General features: G+C 62.7%; 15 protein-coding genes and 1 pseudogene. 5 read left to right on the forward strand and 11 right to left on the reverse strand.

Annotated features, from left to right (window positions below; genetic code table 11):
* Window positions 1–81: 81 nt before the first annotated feature.
* Window positions 82–3,078 (reverse strand): beta strand repeat-containing protein, encoded by a 2,997-nt coding sequence (locus tag AAHB08_RS07875; protein WP_342058627.1) that lies wholly within the window; start codon window positions 3,076–3,078, stop codon window positions 82–84.
* 528 nt (window positions 3,079–3,606) lie between these two features.
* Window positions 3,607–4,059, reverse strand: a complete 453-nt coding sequence (locus tag AAHB08_RS07880; protein ID WP_342058628.1) for a YaiI/YqxD family protein — start codon at window positions 4,057–4,059, stop codon at window positions 3,607–3,609.
* A gap of 139 nt (window positions 4,060–4,198) precedes the next feature.
* On the opposite strand from AAHB08_RS07880, the gene zntB reads away from it, so the two are divergent.
* Window positions 4,199–5,164, forward strand: coding sequence for a zinc transporter ZntB (gene zntB, locus AAHB08_RS07885; protein ID WP_202047498.1), 966 nt, complete (start codon window positions 4,199–4,201; stop codon window positions 5,162–5,164).
* Window positions 5,165–5,173: 9 nt separating this feature from the next.
* The gene (locus AAHB08_RS07890) at window positions 5,174–5,692 is read left to right on the forward strand and encodes a mechanosensitive ion channel domain-containing protein (protein WP_139438827.1); all 519 of its coding nucleotides are present in this window, start codon (window positions 5,174–5,176) and stop codon (window positions 5,690–5,692) included.
* A 39-nt stretch (window positions 5,693–5,731) separates the two neighbouring features.
* Here the strand turns inward: AAHB08_RS07890 and AAHB08_RS07895 are convergent, their stop codons facing one another.
* The 8 genes and pseudogenes from AAHB08_RS07895 to AAHB08_RS07930 all read right to left on the reverse strand — a co-directional run bounded on the left by AAHB08_RS07895 (window position 5,732) and on the right by AAHB08_RS07930 (window position 16,303).
* Window positions 5,732–5,980, reverse strand: a complete 249-nt coding sequence (locus AAHB08_RS07895) for a hypothetical protein (RefSeq protein ID WP_202047497.1) — start codon at window positions 5,978–5,980, stop codon at window positions 5,732–5,734.
* A gap of 85 nt (window positions 5,981–6,065) precedes the next feature.
* Window positions 6,066–7,947 (reverse strand): annotated as a pseudogene (locus tag AAHB08_RS07900) (cation:proton antiporter).
* Window positions 7,948–7,977: 30 nt separating this feature from the next.
* Complete coding sequence (locus AAHB08_RS07905; RefSeq protein ID WP_025325560.1) at window positions 7,978–8,499, reverse strand: MltR family transcriptional regulator; 522 nt, start codon at window positions 8,497–8,499, stop codon at window positions 7,978–7,980.
* Window positions 8,500–8,602: 103 nt separating this feature from the next.
* A complete protein-coding gene (locus AAHB08_RS07910) occupies window positions 8,603–9,748 on the reverse strand; it encodes a mannitol-1-phosphate 5-dehydrogenase (protein WP_342058630.1) in 1,146 nt (381 codons plus the stop codon).
* A 37-nt stretch (window positions 9,749–9,785) separates the two neighbouring features.
* Window positions 9,786–11,714, reverse strand: coding sequence for a PTS mannitol transporter subunit IICBA (locus AAHB08_RS07915; RefSeq protein ID WP_043140732.1), 1,929 nt, complete (start codon window positions 11,712–11,714; stop codon window positions 9,786–9,788).
* 683 nt (window positions 11,715–12,397) lie between these two features.
* Complete coding sequence (locus tag AAHB08_RS07920; protein WP_342058631.1) at window positions 12,398–14,434, reverse strand: exoribonuclease II; 2,037 nt, start codon at window positions 14,432–14,434, stop codon at window positions 12,398–12,400.
* 100 nt (window positions 14,435–14,534) lie between these two features.
* Complete coding sequence (locus AAHB08_RS07925; RefSeq protein WP_139438815.1) at window positions 14,535–15,434, reverse strand: LysR family transcriptional regulator ArgP; 900 nt, start codon at window positions 15,432–15,434, stop codon at window positions 14,535–14,537.
* 242 nt (window positions 15,435–15,676) lie between these two features.
* Window positions 15,677–16,303, reverse strand: coding sequence for an acyl-homoserine-lactone synthase (locus AAHB08_RS07930; RefSeq protein ID WP_265437064.1), 627 nt, complete (start codon window positions 16,301–16,303; stop codon window positions 15,677–15,679).
* A gap of 64 nt (window positions 16,304–16,367) precedes the next feature.
* Here AAHB08_RS07930 and AAHB08_RS07935 point away from each other — a divergent pair, with 64 nt between their 5' ends.
* From AAHB08_RS07935 to AAHB08_RS07945, 3 genes are all read left to right on the forward strand, one after another.
* Window positions 16,368–17,150 carry a LuxR family transcriptional regulator gene (locus tag AAHB08_RS07935; RefSeq protein WP_005324972.1) on the forward strand — a complete coding sequence of 261 codons (783 nt, stop codon included), beginning with the start codon at window positions 16,368–16,370 and terminating at the stop codon, window positions 17,148–17,150.
* A gap of 264 nt (window positions 17,151–17,414) precedes the next feature.
* The gene (lysE, locus tag AAHB08_RS07940) at window positions 17,415–18,035 is read left to right on the forward strand and encodes an L-lysine exporter (protein ID WP_342058632.1); all 621 of its coding nucleotides are present in this window, start codon (window positions 17,415–17,417) and stop codon (window positions 18,033–18,035) included.
* Between the two features lie 127 nt (window positions 18,036–18,162).
* Window positions 18,163–20,142: a bifunctional 2',3'-cyclic-nucleotide 2'-phosphodiesterase/3'-nucleotidase gene (locus AAHB08_RS07945; protein WP_247627443.1), complete on the forward strand. Its 1,980-nt coding sequence runs from the start codon at window positions 18,163–18,165 to the stop codon at window positions 20,140–20,142.
* 62 nt (window positions 20,143–20,204) lie between these two features.
* Here the strand turns inward: AAHB08_RS07945 and lpxL are convergent, their stop codons facing one another.
* A complete protein-coding gene (gene lpxL / locus AAHB08_RS07950) occupies window positions 20,205–21,128 on the reverse strand; it encodes an LpxL/LpxP family Kdo(2)-lipid IV(A) lauroyl/palmitoleoyl acyltransferase (RefSeq protein ID WP_342058633.1) in 924 nt (307 codons plus the stop codon).
* Window positions 21,129–21,194: the final 66 nt, after the last annotated feature.

Below are 21,194 nucleotides of genomic sequence, written 5' to 3' on the forward strand. Positions count from 1 at the left end.
CATGACTTGCCGCATGTTGAGAAGATAAGAAGAGGCCGCCAATGCTGGCGGCCTCTCTGTCTGGTGGCTCAATGCCTGGCATCAAGGGCAGGTGATGGTGTTGCTGGTCATGCCATTGAGAGTGGCCTGGTAAGTCACCGACTGGGTCAACAGCAATATATCGGTGTTGTTCAGGGTTACCCCGATGACAATGCCATTTTTGCTCCAGATGACGCTGTTGCTGACATCCAGCGTGCTGGCGTCTGAGAAGGTGGCGACGGCCTTGCGGGTCACTATGTTGGCGATCGGCAGGCCGAGTGCTCCCAGCTGGACCTGTGTGGTGCAACTGGCTGTCAGGTTGCCGAGGGTTGCCGCCGTGATGGTGATTGGCTTGCTGTCTGTCCCGGTCAGGAAGCTGGCGGTGATATTGGCTGTTCCTGCGGTCACCCCTTGGGCCAAGCCTGTGCCGGAGACGGTCACGACTCCTGTGTTGTCACTCTGCCAGCTGACCAGGGCGCTCACATCCTGGCTGGTCAGGTTGCTGAAACTGGCCGTCGCCTTGAGTTGCGCCTGATTCCCGCTCGCCAGATTGGGAATGGGGTCTATGGTGAGCCCGGTCAGGGTCGCCGCCGTCGCTGCGATATTGATGGTGGCGCTAGTTCCTCCCAGACTGCCATTGATGACGGCAGAGCCCACCGCCAGCGCCTTGATCTGGCCGTTGGCATCCACGCTGACCAGAGTCGGGGCGCTGCTGCTCCAGCTGATCTGGCTGGTCACATCAACCAGGGTATCGTCAGAGTAGGTTGCGAGAGCCTTCAGCTGGCCATTGGTCCCCAATGCCAGTGAGGTAAGGGGAGTGCTGATTTGGATGGCACTCACAGTCGCAGCCGTGACGGTGACGGTCAAGTTGCTGGTTTGCCCGCCGAAGCTGCCGGTGATGACGGCCGTCCCCGGGGCCACTGCCGTGACTTCACCACTGGTGCTGACGGTGGCGACGTCGCTGTCACTGCTGCTCCAGGAGACCAAGGGGGTAATGTTCTGGCTGCTGCCATCGGAGTAGCTGGCAACTGCGGTCAATTGAGCCTTGGTGCCGGCTGCCAGGGTTGATGCCGTTGCCGACAAATCGATCTGATTCACGCTGGCATTGGTCACGCTCAAACTGACGCTGTTACTGGTGACCGCGCCCACACTGCCGGTCAAGGTTGCACTGCCGTTGCTGACAGCACTGACTTCGCCGGACAGGTTGATGGTGGCCACCCCTATGTTCGAACTGTTCCAGACCACCTGGTTCGAAATATCCTGGGTACTGTTATCGCTATAGGTGGCAATCGCCGTTAACTTGCCCTTGGTCCCCTTGGCCAGGGTGAGACTGGGCGGGGTGATCTGGATCTGGCTGACGGTGGCATTGGTGACGGTCAGCACAGTCCCGGCACTGGTGACACCGTTCAGGCTGGCACTGATAGTGCTGGTACCCACGGCAACCCCGGTTGCCAGGCCCTGGGCATTGATGGTGACCTTGGTTTGATCGCTGCTGAACCAGGCGGCCTGGCTAGAGACATCTAGGGTGCTGCCATCGCTCAGCACGGCCTGGGCCTTGAACTGAACCGAGCTGCCCTTGGCCAGGTTGCCACTGCCGCCATTCAGGACGACCTGGATGCTGTTGACGGTGGCATTGGTAACCACCAGCAGCACAGTATTGCTGGTGACGCCCAAGAAGTTGGCCGAGATACTCGATCCCCCTTCGCTGAACGCGGTGGCTTCACCGTTCAGATCTATGGTCGCGACGCTGATATCCGAGCTGTTCCAATTGACTTGGCTGGTTACGTCCTGCGATGAGTTGTCGCTGAAGGTGGCGATGGCCTGGAACTGCAGCTTGGTCCCCTTGGGCAGGGAGGCCGTCGGCGGTATGACTTGCAGCGCAGTGGCGATGGCATTGGTGACAGTCAGGGTCGCACTGCGGCTGATGGCGCCAAGGGTGGCGGTGACGGTCGCCTGACCAATGCCGCTCCCCGTGACCAGTCCCAGGCTATCGACACTGGCGATGAAGGGGTCGTTGCTGCTCCACTGGACCTGTGATGACACATCCTGAGTCGAACCGTCGCCAAAGGTGGCGATGGCCTGCAACTGGCTCTTGGTGCCGAGGGCTATGACCGTGACGGCAGGAATGACCTGCAGGGCGCTGACACTGGTGTTGTTGACCTGGATGCTGGTGCTGGCAGTGACCCCCAGCAGGCTGGCGGACAGGGTAGTGGATCCCGCCGCAACGCCGGTCACCAGACCCGTGCTATCTACGGTGGCGACGGCGGTGTTGCTGCTCAACCAACCCACCTGGGAGGAGACATCCTGAGTGCTCTGATCGGCGAAGGTCGCGATGGCCGTCAGCTTGGTCGTGGTGCCTATGGCCAGTTGCACTGTGGCCGGGATGATCTGGATCTGGCTGACGGTCAGAGCGACTGCCGAGATAGTGGTCTGGCCTGTGACCCCCTGTACCGTGGCCGTGACAGTGGCATCACCGGCTTCGATGGCGGTAGCTTTTCCCTTGTCATCGACACTCAACACGGTCGAGTTGCTGCTCTGCCAGCTGGCCTGGGTCGACACATCCCTGGTTGTGTCATCGGAGAGGGTGGCAATGGCCTGCAGTTGCAGGGTCAGCCCCTTGGCCAACCTGGTTGTGGGGGGAATGATGGAGACCTTGGTGGCAATGGCATCCGTGATGGTGAGGGTGGAGATATTGCTGGTAACCCCCTGATAGCTGGCACTGATCCCGGTGCTGCTGACCTTGAGTGTTTTGACCAGGCCCTTCTCATCTATGGTGGCAATGGTGCTATCCGCGCTGCTCCAGCTTGCCTGCTCCGTGATGTCGGCCGTGCTGTTGTCGCTGTAGGTCGCGATGGCAAGATATTGAGTGCTGATCCCGAGCGGGGTGCTGGGGTTGGCTTCGGCTCGGGCCTTGTTGCCAGCGGTGTCGGCTGATATGTCGATCCGGGTCAGTGATTTGGTGACGGGCGCCGGATTGGTCGGATTATCCTCTCCTCCGCCACCCCCACCGCCGCAACTGAATAAGAAAAGAGTGAAAAACAGTGAAAGAAATACATTCATTGACTTGCTCATTGATATTCCCCTTCAATTCCTGTGCTTAATATGAAGTGAAGATCATCCCGGTACTCCTGTATGGGAACAGCGAATCCTGCAGCCATGGCCGCCTCAATGTTGAACGAATAATGAAATCATAAAAGGTGTTGTTATGATTGGGTTTTACTTTTATTGGTCAGACATACTCAATATTTGGTAGGTATTTTAGGCATCCTTTAGGCATGGTGGTAATTGGTCAAACCAATACTGATTAAATTATTATTTGTGGTGTTTTAATATGTCTAGGATAGCGACATTGATAATTCAATCGATACCGATAGAATTAAAAATATTAGTTTGTGACTAAATTGACACCAAAAGTTATATCAGAAATGAATCTTATTGGCGGGACTGGCACGGGGAGTGGGTGGGGCGTCGTCTGCGGGTCAAGCGTGGCGCCAGGTGAGGGGGAGGATGGGTCGGCAAACGATAAGCCCCTGCCATCTGTGGCAGGGGCTTATCGTCAGCCAGGCCATGATGCCTTGTTGCGATGACTCAGGTCAGCTTGCCCTTGAGCAGCCATCTGTCGAGGGCATTGGCAAAGCGCTGCTTGTCGGCTGCGTTGAAGGGGGACGGGCCGCCTGTCTGCACCCCGGCCGAGCGCAGCTCTTCCATGAAATTGCGCATGCCGAGCCGGGCCTGGATGGTCTCGCGGGTGTAGATCTCGCCACGGGGATTGAGCGCCTCGCCACCGGCATCGATGACCCAGGAGGCGAGGGGGATGTCGCCGGTGATCACCAGATCGCCGGGCTGAACCTGCTGGGCAATGACATGATCCGCCACATCGAAACCCTTCTCCACCTGCTGGGTCTTGATGAAGGGAGAGGGGGGAACCCGCAGCCCCTGATTGGCCACCAGGGTGGTGACAACCTGGGCGCGATGGGCGGCGCGGTAGAGGATCTCCTTGACCGGAATGGGGCAGGCATCGGCATCGACCCAGATGGACATGGCATGGCTTCCTGTAGTTGAAACGGGCATGAAACGAGAGCGGGCATGGTAGCACAGGCGCCCCCTTCCCGGTGCGGGGCTGAGTCGGCCCCCGCTTTCGTGTAAGCTGGGGCCTGAGCATGAACGAGAAGGAGACGAGATGGATCGGGTGCCCAGTGACGTAATTTATGGCCTGACCCTGGATGGCAAGGGGGGGATGACCCCGCTGGCCACAGGCAGCGAGATCCCGGCAGCCCAGCCCAGCTGGGTGCATCTGGATTACGGCAATCCGGAGGCGGCCCGCTGGCTGTTGCAGACCCCCTTGCTCAATGACGCCGCGCGCGAATCCCTGCTCGGCCAGAGTAACAGGCCCAAGCTGGTGCGGATGGGGGAGACTGTGCTGCTGATCCTGCGTGGCATCAATCACAACAAGGATCACAGGCCCGAAGAGATGGTGGCGCTGCGCATCTACATCACCCCGGATTTCATCCTCAGCAGTCGCCGTCGCTCCCTGCTGTCGGAAAAAGATGTCTTCCAGCAGTTGGTGCTGGGGGGCGGCGCCATCTCTACCGCCGACTGGCTGGTGGAGATCTGCGATGCCCTGACCGACAGGGCGGGGGAGTTTGTCGAGGAGCTGCACGATCAGATCCTGGAACTGGAAGAGATAGTGCTGATGCGTGAACTGCCCGCTAACGGGCGGTTGGCGCGGATCCGCAAGCAGCTCATCATGATCCGCCGTTACCTCTCTCCCCAGCGGGATCTGGTGGCGCGCCTCGCCAACGAGAAGCTCAGCTGGCTGGATGAGGACGATCGCCGTCGCCTGCTCGACATCGCCGATCGGCTGCGGCGCTGGCTGGACGATCTGGATGCCGGGGTGGCTCGCTCCGCCGTGCTGGCGGACGAGATCAACAACCTGACGGCGGAGGCGACCAACCGCCGTGCCTACCAGATGTCGGTGATGGCGCTGATGTTCCTGCCCGCCAGCTTCCTGACCGGCCTGTTTGGCATCAACCTGGGCGGCATCCCGGGGGCCGAGAGCCCGACCGCCTTCTGGGTCTTCTGCGGTTCCCTGCTGGCGCTGGCGACCGGGCTGGCGGTCTGGCTCAAATATCGACGCTGGTGGTAAGGAGCGCACATGACGACATGGGAATCCTTTGGTGTGACCCTGCTGCTGTTGCTGGGGCATACTCTCATTCGCGGCCTCATTCACAAGAGCCTGATGGCCCTCGGCCAGAGCCGGCAGGTGAGCGAAAACCGGGTGCTCTACGTGGAGCATGTGTTCCACTTCCTGCTCGGCTGCGCCACCCTGCTGATCCTGGCGGGGGTGTGGGGGCTCGACTTCTCCCGGCTGGTGGTGCTCGCCTCCTCCTTCTTCGCCGTGCTTGGGGTCGCCATGGTGGCCCAGTGGTCGATCCTCTCCAACATCACCGCCAGCATCACCATCTTCTTCGCCTTCCCCTACAAGATCGGCGACCGGATCCGCATCCTCGACAAGGATGACTCAGTGACCGGCGTCATCACCGAAATAGGCCTGTTCTACCTGAGGGTGCGGGATGACAACGGCGACCTGGTGACCTACCCGGCCAACCTGATCCTGCAAAAGCCGGTCAGGCGGCTGGAGAGCAAGGAAGCCGAGCCGCTGCAGCCGGAATGAGAAAAGGCTCCCCGGGGAGCCTTTTTGCTGGCATCAGTCTCAACGCTCGAAGAAGCGATAGAGGTGCTCGACCTGGATGGGGCAATCGGCCACCAGGTGGATATGGTCGCGAGCCTCCTCGGTGGAAGAGAAGCTCATCGGGCAACCCAGGGTGTCCGTCATCATGTAGAGATGGCCGTCCTGACCCCGAAACTCCACTACCCAGCCGGGGGAGATGATGTCATGCATGATCTCCGCCTCCTTGAACCTGTGCTGCTGATGAAGCGCACGCAATTCGCTGACTGTCATGACATCCTCCTGTGACTCATGGCGCCACCCTCAAGTCTAGTCGCCCGCGGCGGACGCAGGCGCAGGGAGCCGGATCGTCGGCGCATCAAGCCGCCTGGGGCTCCCGTGGCGGCTGCAGGGCGATCAGCAGCTCACCGGCCAGCGGTGACACCGGGCCTGTGACGACCCGGGGTTTTCCCTTCGTATCGACGATAAACAGGGGAATGGCGCCGGGATTGGCCTCCTGATACTGGTTCCAGTCAAAGGCGTCGCTCAGGCGGGTCGCCTTGATCTGGCCGCCCCGGCTCAGCAGGCCGCTCAGGCGGGCGAAATTCATCTCTGGCCCGAACAGATCCTGGCGTGCGCGGAAGGTGGCGCTCTCCCGGTTCGCCTTGCCGTACTGCTCGCTGGAGCGCAGGGAGTGGACTTTTTCCTCCCCGTACAGGTGGGCAAAGTGCAGCACCCCGAGGGCGTTGTTGTGACGGTTGGGGGAAAGCGCCAGCACCGTATGGATGCTGGTGAGGGGCAGGTGCAGCTCGGCGTGTTCCGATTGCGGATTGCCAAAATAGCAGGGCAGGCCGCTCATGCGGGCCAGCTTGCAATGTTCCCAGGCCGGATCGGAGAGATGGACGGGTATGCCCTGATCCGCCAGCGCCCGGCCGATGGCGCGAGCCACCGAATTGGCGCCGATCAGCAGCCAGGTGTCGGGAGCGGGCTGGCGCATGCCGAGCAGCCTGGCCAGCGGGGTCGCCGTCAGGCTCTGCAGCACCACGGTGAAGATGATCACGGCAAACACCAGGGGCACCAGCTTATCGGCATCTTCAATGCCGGCCTCGTGCATGCTGATGGCGAAGGAGGCGCTGACCGCCGCCGCCACTATGCCTCGGGGGGCTATCCAGGCGAGCAGGGCGCGGGCGCGCCAGGGGAGATCCGATCCCAGGGTCGAGACCAGGATGCAGAGCGGACGGGCCACGAACTGCACCACGCAGAGCAGCACCAGCACCATGGGACCGAGTTGCCAGAGCTGCGCCAGATCGAGGCGGGCCGCCAGCAGGATGAAGAGGGAAGAGATGAGGATGACCGCGAGATCCTCCTTGAAGGCCAGCACCTCCTCCAGATCCAGCCCCTCCTGGTTGGCGAGCCAGATGCCGAACACTGTCACCGCCAGCAGGCCGGACTCGTGACTGAGCCAGTCCGACAGGGTGAAGGTGACCAGCACCAGGGCCAGCACTCCGAACTTGTGCAGGCTGACCGGCAACCAGTCCTTGCGCATGATCAGGGTGGTGATCCAGCCGGCCGCCATCCCGATGAGGGAGCCGACCCCCACCGTCTTGGCCAGGGCCAGCAGGGTGTGATCGATGAGATCCCCCTGGCTGCCGAGGCGCACCGCCTCGAACACCAGTACCGCAAACAGGGCACCGATGGGATCGATGACGATCCCCTCCCAGCGCAGGATCTTGTCCACCTCCCGTACCGGCCGAATGACGCTGAGCATGGGGGCGACCACGGTCGGCCCGGTGACCACCAGCACGGCACCGAGCACCATGGCGACCCGCCAGTCCAGCCCCAGCAGCCAGTAGCTGGCGGCGCCTATGACCGCGAAGCTGGCCAGCATGCCGGTGGAGCAGAGGTTGCGTACCACCTTGCCTATCCCCTTGAGTTCGGTCAGGTGCAGGGTCAGGGCCCCTTCAAACAGGATGATGGCGACCGAGAGCGACACCAGCGGAAACAGCAGCTCCCCCAGCAACTGGTCCGGGTCGAGTACGCCCGTCACCGGGCCGAGCAAGAGGCCGCTGAGCAGCAGGAACAGGATGGCGGGGACGCGCACGAACCAGGCGAGCCACTGGGCGAGCAGGGAGATCAGGGCGATCCCGGCGAGAGAGAGTGCAATCATGCCAACCTCGGGTGGGTAATGGGGTTGGGAGTAGTGTAGCGGGGAAGGAGGGCAAATTGACATCCGGTAGAGGCGGCCTCGGGGAGGCCGGGATCCCGGGAGTAGCCTCAGCGGGCTGGCCTGATCAGATGGGGCTCTCTTTGTGAAGTTCGGTGACGCAATCGGTCACCGCCAGCACCAGTGCGGAGCGCACCATCTGATCGAGCCGGTTGAGCTGCATCTGATAGAGGGGCCAGTCCTCCTCGTTGGCCGGGGGATCCTGCGGCATCATGCTGGTCTGATGGATGGCATGCAGGCGGCTTAGCAGGTCGCGGATCGGCTTGTCGCTGAAGCGATAATCCTTGGGGTCGCGCACCAGAAAATCGCGGATCTTCAGGTAGGCCTCGAGATCCTGGTAGTGCTCGAGGGAGATGAGGCCGAGGGCGAAGATGAGCTTGAGGCGCACCTCCAGCTGGCCGAGGGGGCCGCTCTGGTTGAGCAGGGGCTCGATGGCGTATTTGACGGCATACTCCTCCTGGCGAAAGGCTCGCCGCATCAGGGAGTCGACCGCCTCTTCCAGGATGGTCACGACCTCGAGAAAGAAGCCGCGGGGGCCATCCTGCTCGTTCAGTCGCTCCAGTACATCATCTTCCTGGTGTGTGGTCATAGGTGCTCAGGGTCCGGCTGACTGGGAGAGAGAGTGCCTCTCTCCCGGTTTCTATCATATGGGGCGCACGCGCTCGGGCTGTCGGCGAGTGCGCCCCATGGGGTCACTTCAAGTTGTTGTAACGGGCGACTATGGTGCGCACCACATCGCTGTTCTCATCCAGGCCGGTGACGCGGGCCAGGGTCCTGGCCGGGCCCAGTTCTGCCAGTAGGGCCTGCAGCTCCACCGCCTGGGGATCGTCATCGTTGTGATAGTGCAATGCCGCGGCTATGCCCTCCTGCAGGTGGTCGCTCGGCAGGCCGTACTCCAGGGTACCGAGCAGCGGCTTCACCAGCCTGTCCCCCGCCGCCAGCTTGCGCAGCGGCTGGCGACCGACCCGGTCGATTTCATCCACCAGATAGGGGTTGGCGAATCGGGACAGGATCTTCTCGATGTAGGCGGCATGCAGGCGCGGATCGAAGCCGTAGCGTTTCACCAGCACGGCCCCGCTCTCCTCCATGGCGCGGCGCACCTTGCTGCGGATCAGCGGATCCTCGATCGCCTCGCGCACGGTGCGATAGCCCCTCAGCTTGCCGAGGTAGGCGGTGACGATGTGGCCGGTGTTGAGGGTGAACAGCTTGCGCTCGACGAAGGCCATCAGGTTGTCGGTGGGCTCCATGCCCGCCACCTGGGGCAGCTCGCCCTTGAACTGGGTCTGGTCGACGATCCACTCGCTGAAGCTCTCCACCGTCACCTCCAGGGGATCGTCGTTCGCCGCGGCCGGGGGCACTATGCGATCCACCGCGGAGTCGACGAAGCCGACGCACTGCTCGAGGGTGGCATGATACGCGACCGGCAGGTACTTGAGTACCTCCTGCTTGAGGTGGCTGGTGCCGCGCACCATGTTCTCGCAGGCGATGACGTTGAGGGGGGTCAGGTTGCCGGCATCGAAGCGGGCCTGCAGCCCCTTGGCCAGGGTGCTGGCGATCTTGTCCAGTATGTTGGGGCCCACCGCCGTGGTCACCAGATCGGCTGTGATGATGCGGGCTATCACCTCGTGTCCGGCGGAGCTGACGGCGGCGACGTTGCGCACCACGTCCAGTTTCTGATCCGTGCCCACCACGTGCACCTTGTACTCCTGGCGGTGGTTGAGCTGATCGATCAGGGTCTCGTTGACGTCGGCGAAGGTGACCTGATGGCTGGCGTCCGCCAGCAGTTTTCCGATGAAGCCACGGCCTATGTTGCCGGCACCAAAATGCAATGTTTTCATGATATTAACCTCTACAACCAAAGACGATGAAGGACGATTAGGCAGCCTGTTCGGCCCCCAGCAGATCCAGGAACTCCTGCGGATCCTGGGTGCTGGCCAGCCGGTCGATGAGACCGGGTTCATCCAGTGCATTGGTCAGGCGGGTTATGACCTGAATGTGTTCGTCATTGCGGGCGGCGATGCCGATCACCAGGCGGGCCACCTCGTCGGCGGCTTCGCCGAAGGCGACCCCGGCCGGGTACTGGCAGATGACGATGCCGGTACGCTTCACGTGCTCCTTGGCGGCTATGGTGCCGTGGGGCACGGCGATGGACTCGCCGAGGTAGGTGGAGACCAGCTGCTCGCGCTCCAGCATGGCGTCGACGTAGTCCGGCGCCACATAGCCCCGCTCCGCCAGCAGCTTGCCGGCAGCCCGGATGGCGGCCTCCTTGCTCTCGGCCTTGAGGCCCAGATGCACGTCCTGGAGGCTCAGGGTGAAGACCTCGGCGGCCTGCGGCTCGTAGCTGTCGTCGTTGGCCGCCACCAGCAGTTGCGGGTTGGCCACGTCGTCGTTGGCCGCATTCGCCAGGCTGAGGTTTTGCACCAGCTCCTGATAGAGGGCGTTGTCGAGGAAGTTGGAGAGGGAGATGTGCCGGGCGTGGGGCGCATGGCGACGGGCACGGTCGGTCAGATCCTTGTGGGTGATGACCAGATCCACCTGATCGTCCAGGTTGTTGATGGCACGGTTGGTGACGCTGATGTCGAGACCGGCGGCCTGCACCCGCTTGCGCAGCATGCCGGCGCCCATGGCGCTGGAGCCCATGCCCGCATCGCAGGCGACCACGATATTGCGCACCGCGGTCAGCTCGGCACCCGGCTTCTTGGCCGCTGTGGTCTCGGGTTTGGCACCCTTCATGGCCTTCATCTTGCGGGTGGCTTCACCCAGGGCATCGGCCTCGTCGGCTTCCGGCTGCTGGGCACGGACGAACACGGCGGCGACCAGGAAGGAGACGGTGGCGGAGGCGATGATGGAGAGCAGCACCCCGATCAGGGAGGCTTTCGGCGTCATCAGCAGCACGGCGAAGATGGAGCCCGGGGAGGCGGGGGAGACCAGACCGGCGTTGAACAGGGTCAGGGTGAAGACCCCTGTCATGCCACCGGCGATCACCGCCAGGATGAGGCGCGGGTTCATCAGCACATAGGGGAAGTAGATCTCGTGGATGCCACCGAAGAAGTGAATGATGGAGGCACCGGCGGCGGACTGCTTGGCGGCGCCACGGCCGAACACCATGTAGGCCAGCAGCACACCCAGACCCGGACCCGGGTTCGCTTCGATCAGGAAGAAGATGGAACGACCCTGCTCGGTGGCCTGCTGGATCCCCAGCGGCGAGAAGATGCCGTGGTTGATGGCGTTGTTGAGGAAGAGGATCTTGGCCGGTTCGACGAAGATGGAGGTCAGCGGCAGCAGGCTGTGGGCGACCAGGAAGTCGACACCGCCGGCCAGGGCGCCGGAGAGCACCTTGACGAAGGGACCGATGACGAAGAAGGCGAGGATGGCGCACAACATGCCGATGATGCCAGCGGAGAAGTTGTTGACCAGCATCTCGAAGCCGCTCTTGACCCGGCCCTCCATCGCCTTGTCGAAGCGCTTGATGGCCCAGCCACCCAGCGGGCCGACCATCATGGCGCCCATGAACATGGGGATGTCGGTCCCCACGATGACGCCCATGGTGGTGATGGCACCGACCACGGCACCCCGCTCACCCCCGATCAGCTTGCCGCCGGTATAGCCAATCAGCAGGGGCAGCAGGTAGGTGATCATGGGGCCGACCAGCTTGGCCAAGGTTTCGTTTGGCAGCCAGCCGGTGGGGATGAAGAGGGCGGTAATGAAACCCCAGGCGATGAAGGCGCCTATGTTGGGCATGACCATATTGGACAGGAAGCGTCCAAAATTCTGTATCTTGACTTTGGTATCCGGTGATAACATGTCGGGACCCCGTTTTAAGCCTGTGTGATTAAAAGTGGTAGTCGGGATGACGGGTTTTGCCGAACCCCCATCCCTGTCGTCTAAGCAACTTCAATCTACCAGCTTGTGATCAAATTAGGCTGAAAACGGGGTGTCTTGTGACCCAGCTCTCAAATACCCCGACCTCCCCCCTCCCAACGCAGTGACGCCGATCACATTCAGGCGCTGTAGTTTGGCTACATTTCGATCTTTCCCATCGTGAACGGTATTTTAATGTGATGCACCTCACCTTTTGTCGTTTGCGCAAACCCTGTGTCAATGTGATTCTTGTCACAAAGCCATCATTTGTAGCCAATTGGAGCACGTCTGGTGGCGCCAGATCAGAGGGCAACGACGATGGATCTCGCGCCATCATCAACTACTAATCAATGAATCAGTGGTTTTGTAACCCACTTTCAGTTTTGCTCCCCGCACTTTCGGCCAGTCGGGCTCTGTCCCGCCTCCTTTGGCAGGCCCTGATTGGCCTCTCTGGCGACGCCTGCCAATGCCCGCAGCGACAAGATGAGAGTGTCGGCAGGGGTGTCGACACAGATGCAAGCAGAGGCCGACCCCACCCATTCACCTTCCTGATGTTTCTGCCGGGTTGCCGCGCCCATAAAAAAGCCCGCAGTATTGCGGGCTCTTGACATGCAGGGGAGCGGGGCTTATTCCGCCTTGGGGGCCGCGTCGGCCGCCGCCTCGCTGCTCTCGCTCGCTGGGCTCTCGGCAGCCGGTGCCTCCGGGGCCGGACCCGGCACCAGGGCCACCGCCGGCTTGGCGATGAGGGAGCGGGTCTCTTCCACCGCCTCGGTCAGCTTCACCTCGATGATCTGGCCAAGCTCATAGACCACTTCGGTCTTGTCCAGGTAGACGCGACCGTTGTCCCAGTTGCACTCCAGCCTGTCCTTGTTGTCCAGGATGTGGCGGGCGGGCATGAAGACCACGGCGCCGTTCTCCTGCAGACGCAGCTTGAGGCCGGCCCGCATAACGTCGATGATCTCGGCGTTGAACACCTGATCGGTACCGGCGGCGGCCTGGAGGTAACGGACATAGAGCCAGTCACCGATGTCGCGCTCCACCCTGCGGTGCAGACGGCGGCACTCGGTCAGGTGTTCGGTGAGCTCCTGGCTCGGACGCTCACCCGGGGCCTTGCCAGCGATGACGGCCTTGAGCAGGCGATGGTTGACCATATCGCCGTATTTGCGGATCGGGGACGTCCAGGTGGCGTAGGCATCCAGGCCCAGGCCGTAGTGGGCACCCGGCTCGGCGGACATAAGGGCATAGCTCTGGAAGCGGCGGATCTTGCCGTCCAGCCAGCGGGTGTCCAGGCTGTCGATCCAGCGGCGCAGGGCGCAGAAGCCGGACAGGCTGGCGATCTCTTCCTTCTCGAACGGCGCCTCGGCGCTCTTGAGCAGATCGATGGCGCCGTCGAGAGACTCCTCGTCAAAGCCGGTGTGGACGTTGAAGATGCCGTAACCGACGCTCTTGCCCAATACGCGACCGGCGCAGATGTTGGCGGCGATCATCGACTCCTCGATCATCCGGTTGGCGATGCGGCGGGGCTCCACGTGGATCGCCAGCACGGCGCCGTTCTCCCCCAACTCGAAGTCGTAGTCGGGACGGTCCGGGAACACCAGGGCGTGCTCGGTGCGCCACTTGATCCGCGCCTCCGTCATCGCCTTCATCAGCGGCAGCTGGGCCAGAACGCCGGCATCTATGTCCAGCGCCTTGCCGTGTTCGGCCCAGTCGGAGACGTCGTCATAGTTCAGACGGGCATGGGAGACGATGCGGGCGGCGAAGAATTCGGTCTCTTCCAGCAGCAGGCCATCCTCGGCGATCAGCAGGCGGGCGCACAGGGTGTTGCGCTCCTCGCCCTCTTTCAGGGAGCAGAGCTCGTCGGAGAGGGTGCGGGGTATCATGGGCACGTTGCGGCCCGGCATGTAGACGGTGAAGGCGCGCTTGGCGGCTTCCTGGTCCAGCTCGCTCCCTTCCGCCACATAGGCGGTCGGGTCGGCGATGGCCACCAGCAGCTCCCAGCCGTTGTCCAGTTTGCGGATGGACAGGGCATCATCCATGTCCTTGGTCTTGGCGCCGTCGACGGTGAAGAAGGGCACCTGGGTCAGATCGCGACGGGGCAGCTCTTCCTCTTCGATGACGTTCCACTCGGGCAGGTCCGCCGGCTCGATCTGGGCCAGGTTGTGGCGCGCCAGCACCACCCACCAGGGCACGTTGTGATCATCCTTGTCGGCGATGAGCTGGGTGATCTCGGCGGAGAAGTTTCCATCCACCAGGGCGTGGCGCTTGAGGGTCGCCACCACCCAGTCCCCTTCCTTGAAGGACTTCTCGTCCAGACCCTTCTTGGCGCGGGCCTTGATGGCGTCCTTGATGAGGGGGTGATCAGGCACCACGTTGAGGCGGTCGCGGAACATCTTGACGCGGCCGACGAAGCGGGTCACCGCCTGCTCCAGCAGGGCATCCGGCTCGGCCACTTCCTTCTCTTTCTCGGTACGGATCAGGGCGCTCACCCGGTCACCGTGCATCACCTTCTTCATGTAGGGAGGCGGCACGAAATAGCTGGTCTTCTCATCGACCTCCAGGAAGCCGAAGCCCCGATCGGAGGCGCGGATCACACCCTCTTTCTTGGGGATGTTTTCGCGGATTTGTTGCTTGAGCTGGGCCAGCAGCGGATTGTCTTGGAACATAAGTGAGGAACCTGAAGTGGAAAACCTGGGTGGAGACCTGATGACGGATCGCCCAGCACTATACGTTTTTACCCCTCCAAAGCCAAGGTGAATGGCCCGCTCAGCGGGGTTGCAGTGCCCGGCGGCCCTGCTCGATCAGGCGCAAGGAGATCTGCTTGTGCAGCCCCCGCTCCAGCACCCAGCGGTGCCAGTAGAGGCGCTCGACCAGGTGGAGATCCGGGCTGAGATCGAGCAGCAGCCCCTGTGCGAGCTGCTGGCGGATCTGCAACTCGGGGATGAGACAGCAGGCCAGCCCCTGCTCGGCCATGGCGACGAAGGCCTCCGACGAGCGCACCGTGTGGCAGGGGTAACCGCCGGGGGCCAGGGCGAAGTGGCGGGCCATGAAGCTGACGTGCATGTCGTCGCGCTGATCGAAGGCGACCGCCGGTGCCTTGGCCAGTGCCGCCGGGGTGAGCCCCTGGGGGAAGTGGCGGGCGACGAAGGCGGGGCTGGCGGTCAGCAGGTAGCGCATCTCGCCGAGCTCGTCGACGCAGCAGCCTGCCAGCGGCTGGGGTTGCAGGCTGACGGCGCCGAACGCCTGGCCCTCGCGCACCCGATCCAGGGTGCGGCTCTCGTCATCCACCAGCAGGTTCAGCTCTATGGGGTGCTGCTCCAGCAGTGGCGCCAGGGCGGGCAGGAACCAGGTGGCCAGGCTGTCGGCGTTGACGGCGATGCTGACCCGGATCGGCGCCTGGGGCTCGCTGGGGGAGAGTTCCCCCGCCAGCTCCAGCTCCAGCTGGCGTACCTGACGGTAGTGGGCCAGCAGCTTCTGGCCGAGGGGGGTGGCCTGCAGGGGCTGGCTGCGGATGATCAGCGGCTCTGCAAACTGCTGCTCCAGCTGCTTGATGCGCTGGGAGATGGCGGATTGGGTGAGGTGGAGACGCTGGGCGGCGCGCTCGAAGTTCTGCTCCTGCATCACGGCATCCAGCGCCAGCAGCAGCTTGTAGTCCAGCGTCTTCATCAGCATTCCTTATCAGAGAAGGGGATTGAGCAAGGATGCTACTGGAGCGGGGGCGGGAGAACAACCGGGCAAGACGGCGGGCACTGCGTGGAGGGGCATACGGGTGCTGTCACTGTGAGATGTGACAGTAGCGACAGGGTGAGATTCATCAGATACTCATTCGGTCCGTTTTTGCATGGGGTGGAAACGGGCCATAGCGAGAGTTTTGGTCCCGGGTGTCAGCCCGGGACTTTTTTATGGGGTCAGCTCATGCCGAGCAGTTCCCCGGCCGTAGCGTACTCCCCCCGCAGGGGACGGCTGACGGCGCGCTCGAAGCGTTCGTCCAGGTGGAAGCGGATCCCGACCCCGCGCACGGCCCCCAGATCCACCGCCTGACGGTGACCGAGCCGCTCTATGGGCAGGCCGAGGCGGCGGAAGATGCGCTCCACCGGCAGGCTGACCACGGCCACCAGCTCCCGGATCCCCTGCTCCCTGGCGAAGGCATGGACCTCGCGGAAGATGACGCAGGTCAGCTCGCTGATGCCGTTGTCGAGCGCGGGGGCGCGGCCGGCATCGATGGCGAGCCGGGTCAGCTCCCAGACATCGGCGCCGCGCGGGGGGCGCTCGCCGGCGAGGGCACCGGGAAAGATGCTGGGCAGCATGTAGTCCTGGGCGCAGCTGAGCAGCCTGATGCAGCCGCACAGACCCTCTTCATCTTCAATCAGCACCCAGTGGGTATCGGGCTTGTCGAAGCTGTCCCGCTCCAGACCCCGGTGGGATTCCACGTCCCAGCCTAGCCGATCGGAGAAGACGCGCTTGCGAAAGCGATAAAGCTCGTTTTCGACCTCCCATCTGGGGTGTTCTTTCAATTTTCCTTTGAAAACAAGCATTCATGTCTCTCCATTTCATGGTTAGGCGCTATAATCCAAGGCCTTGGCCAGGGGAGGCTAGCCTATGACACGCGACCAACTGCTTGAGTATCTGGAACATTTCACGCTGGTAACGGATGGAAACCGGCTGGCCGAGCTGATCGGCCGCTTCACCCTGGGAATGGGCTACGACTACTATCGATTCGCGCTCATCCTGCCCATGTCGATGCAAAGGCCCAAGGTGGTGTTGTTCAACCAGTGTCCCGACTCCTGGGTGCAGGCCTACACGGTGAACAACATGCTGGCCTGCGATCCCATCATCCAGCTCGCCCGCACGCAGACCCTGCCCATCTACTGGAACCGGCTGGACGAGAAGGCGCGCTTCCTGCAAGAGGGGAGCATGGATGTGATGGGGCTGGCGGCGGAGTTCGGGCTGCGCAACGGCATCTCGTTTCCGCTGCACGGGGCGGCGGGGGAGAACGGCATACTGTCGTTCATCACCCGGGAGCGGGCGTCCAGCGACCTGCTGCTGGAGTCCTCGCCCATCCTCTCCTGGATGTCCAACTACATCTTCGAGGCGGCGATCCGGATAGTGCGCCAGAGCATGAGGGAGGATGATCCCCAGGAGGCCCTGACGGAAAGAGAGACCGAGTGCCTGTTCTGGGCCAGCGACGGGAAGACATCGGGGGAGATCGCCTGCATCCTCGGGATCACCGAGCGCACCGTGAACTACCACCTCAACCAGGTCACCCGCAAGACGGGGTCGATGAATCGCTACCAGGCCATCGCCAAGGGGGTCAGCAGCGGCATACTGCTGCCTAATCTGGAGCAGGTCGTGGTCACCAACTTCCCCAGACTGTTGCAGTGAATGCCGGCCGGGTGACGCTGACCTGTCGCCCGGTCTCTCCTCTGTCGCCATCACCCACTGTCCCAAGCCGATCCTGTCACTCCGGCGATTCTCGGGGCGGGCTCCCGGGGCCACAATTGTCAGATCCTGCAATTGACAGCCTGCCAGATGTCGTTTTTTGCCCCGCCTTATCAGTTTTTTGAATGCATCAGAAAATGAATGAATTTCTCTGATTTCACGCCTCCCCTTATAGTGCCCCCAGATCTCCCACACAAAGGTTTGTCCATGTTCGCGACCACACTGCAAGGTTTTACCCTCGGCCTTGCCATGATCATCCCCATAGGTGCCCAGAACGCCTTCGTGCTGAGCCGGGGCATTCACCGCAACCACCATCTGCTGGCGGCGACCCTCTGCTGCCTGTGCGATCTCGTGCTGATCGGCATAGGGGTGTTTGGCGGCGCCAACCTGCTGGCGGCCAGCCCCATCGGCCTGGCGCTGCTGACCTGGGGCGGCGTGCTGTTTCTCGGCTGGTTCGGGGTGCGCTCCCTTGGCAGTGCCTGGCGCGGGCAGGGGGCTGCCCTGGCGGACTCTCCCCAGCTGATGGGGGTCAAGAGCGTGCTGGCCATGACGCTAGGGGTGACCCTGCTCAACCCCCATGTCTATCTGGATACCCTGATGCTGCTCGGCTCCTTCGGCAGCCAGTTTGCCGAGGAGTTGCGGCCCGCCTTCGCCGCAGGGGCCATGCTGGCCTCCCTGGTGTGGTTTTACGGACTGGCGGTCGGGGCGGCGGCGCTTTCTCCCTGGCTTGCCCGGAGCAGGGTGCAGCAAGTCATTGATATGGTTGTTGGTATCATAATGCTGGTGCTGGCGGTCAAGCTGGCCAGCGGGGCTCTGCTGGCCTCATAAGGCTATTTTTGTGCCGGGCTTCATAAAAATGAGTCCCGGTGTCATCTGCTGACATATTCGTCTGTTAAATTCCCGCCGCTGGTAAAGCGTTACTCATAATAAAAGGGAAAAGACAGTGAATAACTCCATGAAGCTGGGGGCAATCGCCGCCATCGTGCTGCTGACTGCCTGCAGCAATGAAAATGACAGCAAGGCGCAGCCGGGGACAGTCTCCCTGCGCCTGATCCAGACCTCCGACATCCACTCCAACGTGCTGGGGTATGACTACTACCAGAACAAGGAGGATCGCAAGTTCGGCCTCTCCCGTACCGCCCTGTTGATCCGCGCCGCCCGCGCCGAGAACCCCAACAACCTGCTGCTCGACAACGGTGACCTGATCCAGGGCACGCCGCTGGCGGACTACATCTTCGAGCAGTCCGGTGCCGGCTACCTCGAGAAGCAGGCCCACCCGGTGTTCAAGGCGATGAACGAGCTGGGTTATGACGCGGGCAACCTCGGCAACCACGAGTTCAACTACGGCCTGGATTACCTCGGCAAGGTGCTGGCGGGGGCCGAGTTCCCCTATGTGAACGCCAACGTGTTCGAGGCGGGCGCCTTCAAGCGCGACGCCAAGGGGCAAATCGACTGGAGCGGCAACAAGTTCACCCCCTATCTGCTGCTGGAGCGCCAGGTAACGGATGACAAGGGCCAGTCACAGACCGTCAGGGTCGGCATCCTGGGTCTGACGCCGCCCCAGGTGCTGCAGTGGGACAAGCGCCATCTGGAAGGCAAGGTGGTGGTGGCCGACATGGTCGAGACCGCCAACCACTATGTGCCCGAGCTGCGCGCCAAGGGGGCCGATCTGGTGGTGGTGGTGGCCCACACCGGCATCAATGCCAACAGCTACGAGGCCATGATGGAGAACTCCGCCTGGCACCTGGCCAAGGTGAAGGGGATAGATGCCCTGATGCTGGGCCATGCCCACAAGAACTTCCCCGGCGACTTCCCTGACCTGCCCGAGGTGGACAACCAGGCCGGCACCCTGAGCGGTATTCCGACCGTGATGCCCGGCTACTGGGGCAATCACCTCGGCATCATAGACCTCAAGCTGGAACAGGTGGACGGCAAGTGGCAGGTGAAGCAGAGTCAGGCCAGCCTGCGCAAGATCGACTCCAGCGAGGGCAGCGCCGTGGATCAGCGGGTGGTGGACCTGGTGCAGGCGGATCACGACGCCACCAACCAGTGGCTGGATGAGCCGCTAGGCAAGATCACCTCTCCCATCCACAGCTTCTTCGCCCTGGTGCAGGATGACCCCTCGGTGCAACTGGTGAGCGATGCCCAGCGTCAGCACGCCGAGCAGCTGCAAAAAGACGGTCTGCTCAAGGAGCCCTACCCGATCCTGTCGGTGGCGGCCCCCTTCCGTGGCGGTCGCAACGGCATCAATGACTTCACCTATGTGGCCCAGGGGGACATCTCCCTGCGCAACGTCTCCGACCTCTACATCTATCCGAACACCCTGCAGGTGGTCGAGGTGAACGGGGCCACCGTCAAGGAGTGGCTGGAGATGAGTGCTGGCCAGTTCAACCGCATAGACACCGGCAAGACAGAGGTGCAGTGGCTGGTGAACGAGAGCTTCCCCACCTACAACTTCGACGTGATTGACGGGGTGAGCTACGAGGTGGACATCACCCAGCCGGCCCGTTACAGCAAGGAGGGGCTCAAGGTCAGCGACGGTCAGCGCATCAGCGGCCTCACCTTCAACGGCCAGCCCATGGATCCGGCCCAGAAGTTCTACGTGGTGACCAACAACTACCGCGCCAGCGGCGGCGGTCACTTCCCGGGCATCGACGGCAGCAACATAGTGCACGAAGATCCCTTCGAGACGCGGGAGATCATCGCCCAGTACCTCAAGTCCCAGTCTGCTGCCAATCCGGCGGGCTTCAGCCCAGCGGCCAACAACAACTGGCACATGAAGGCGCTGCCCGCAGGCGTTGACGTGCGGCTCTACTCCTCCCCGGGTGAGGAGGCCAAGGCTCTGGCGGGGGCGGATCTGGCGTACCAGTCCACCCTGCCGATGAGTGACGCCAAGCATCCCGGCTACGCCATCTACCGCCTGATCCGCCAGTAAGGCAGCCTCGGGCAGACAACAAAAAGCCCTCGCAGTGCGAGGGCTTTTTCGTGGGGACGGGCTTAGTAGAAACCCGGATCCTCCGGGTTGGGACGGGTCTTGAAGCGGCGATGCAGCCACATGTACTGCTCGGGGGCACGGCGCACGGCGGCTTCAATCTCGCGGTTGGCGCGGGTGGCATCGGCCAGGTCGTCACCGCTCGGGTAGCCTTCCAGCGGCGCCCCTATATGCAGGGTGTAGCCCTCATTGGTGCGGATGTTGTAGCAGGGCAGGGTGACGGTGTTCTTGACCCTGGCCAGGGTGGCGGTGCCCGTGATGGTGGCCGCCTGCTCCACCGCGAAGTAGGGCACGAAGACGCTGGCGTGGCTGCCGTAGTCGTGATCCGGCGCGTACCAGAGGGCGTCGCCGTTGCGCAGCGCCTTGATCATCCCCTTCACGTCCATGCGGTCCACCAGGTACTTGTTGGAGGCGCAGCGACCGTGGTACTGGGCATACTCCAGCACCGGATTGGTGTTGGGGCGATAGACGCCGACCCCGGGCCGCACCAGGCCGAAGCAGCGGGCGTTGAGCTCAAGGGTGAGGAAGTGGCAGGAGAGCAGCAGCATGCCCTGACCCTTTTCGATGGCGTCGATGACATGCTCTTCCCCTTCCACCTTCATCAGGCGGCGCATCCGCCAGTCTGGCCAGAACCAGGCCATGCCCACCTCGAAGATGGCGCAGCCCACGCTCTCGAAGTTCTGTTTGAGCAGGGTTTCCCGCTGATCCCGGCTGAGCTCGGGCATCGCCAGCTCCAGGTTGCGGCGGGCAATCTTGACGCGGGATTTCAATACCTTGCGGGCCAGGGTGCCGAGCTGGCGACCCAGCCACATCTGGCTGCGCCAGGGCAGCAGCACCAGCAGCCAGAGCAGGCACAGACCGAACCAGCTGCCCCAGTAACGGGGATGGAACAGACGGGGTTCGAGGCGGGGAGCATGTTCTTGGGCCATGAAGAGTCTCTTGTTCACAAAGGCAAGGGAGGGAGCCCAGCCGACACGGGGAGATCGGTGCCCGTG

The organism is Aeromonas sp. OTU364, assembly GCF_038440395.1.
Classification (GTDB): Bacteria; Pseudomonadota; Gammaproteobacteria; order Enterobacterales; family Aeromonadaceae; genus Aeromonas.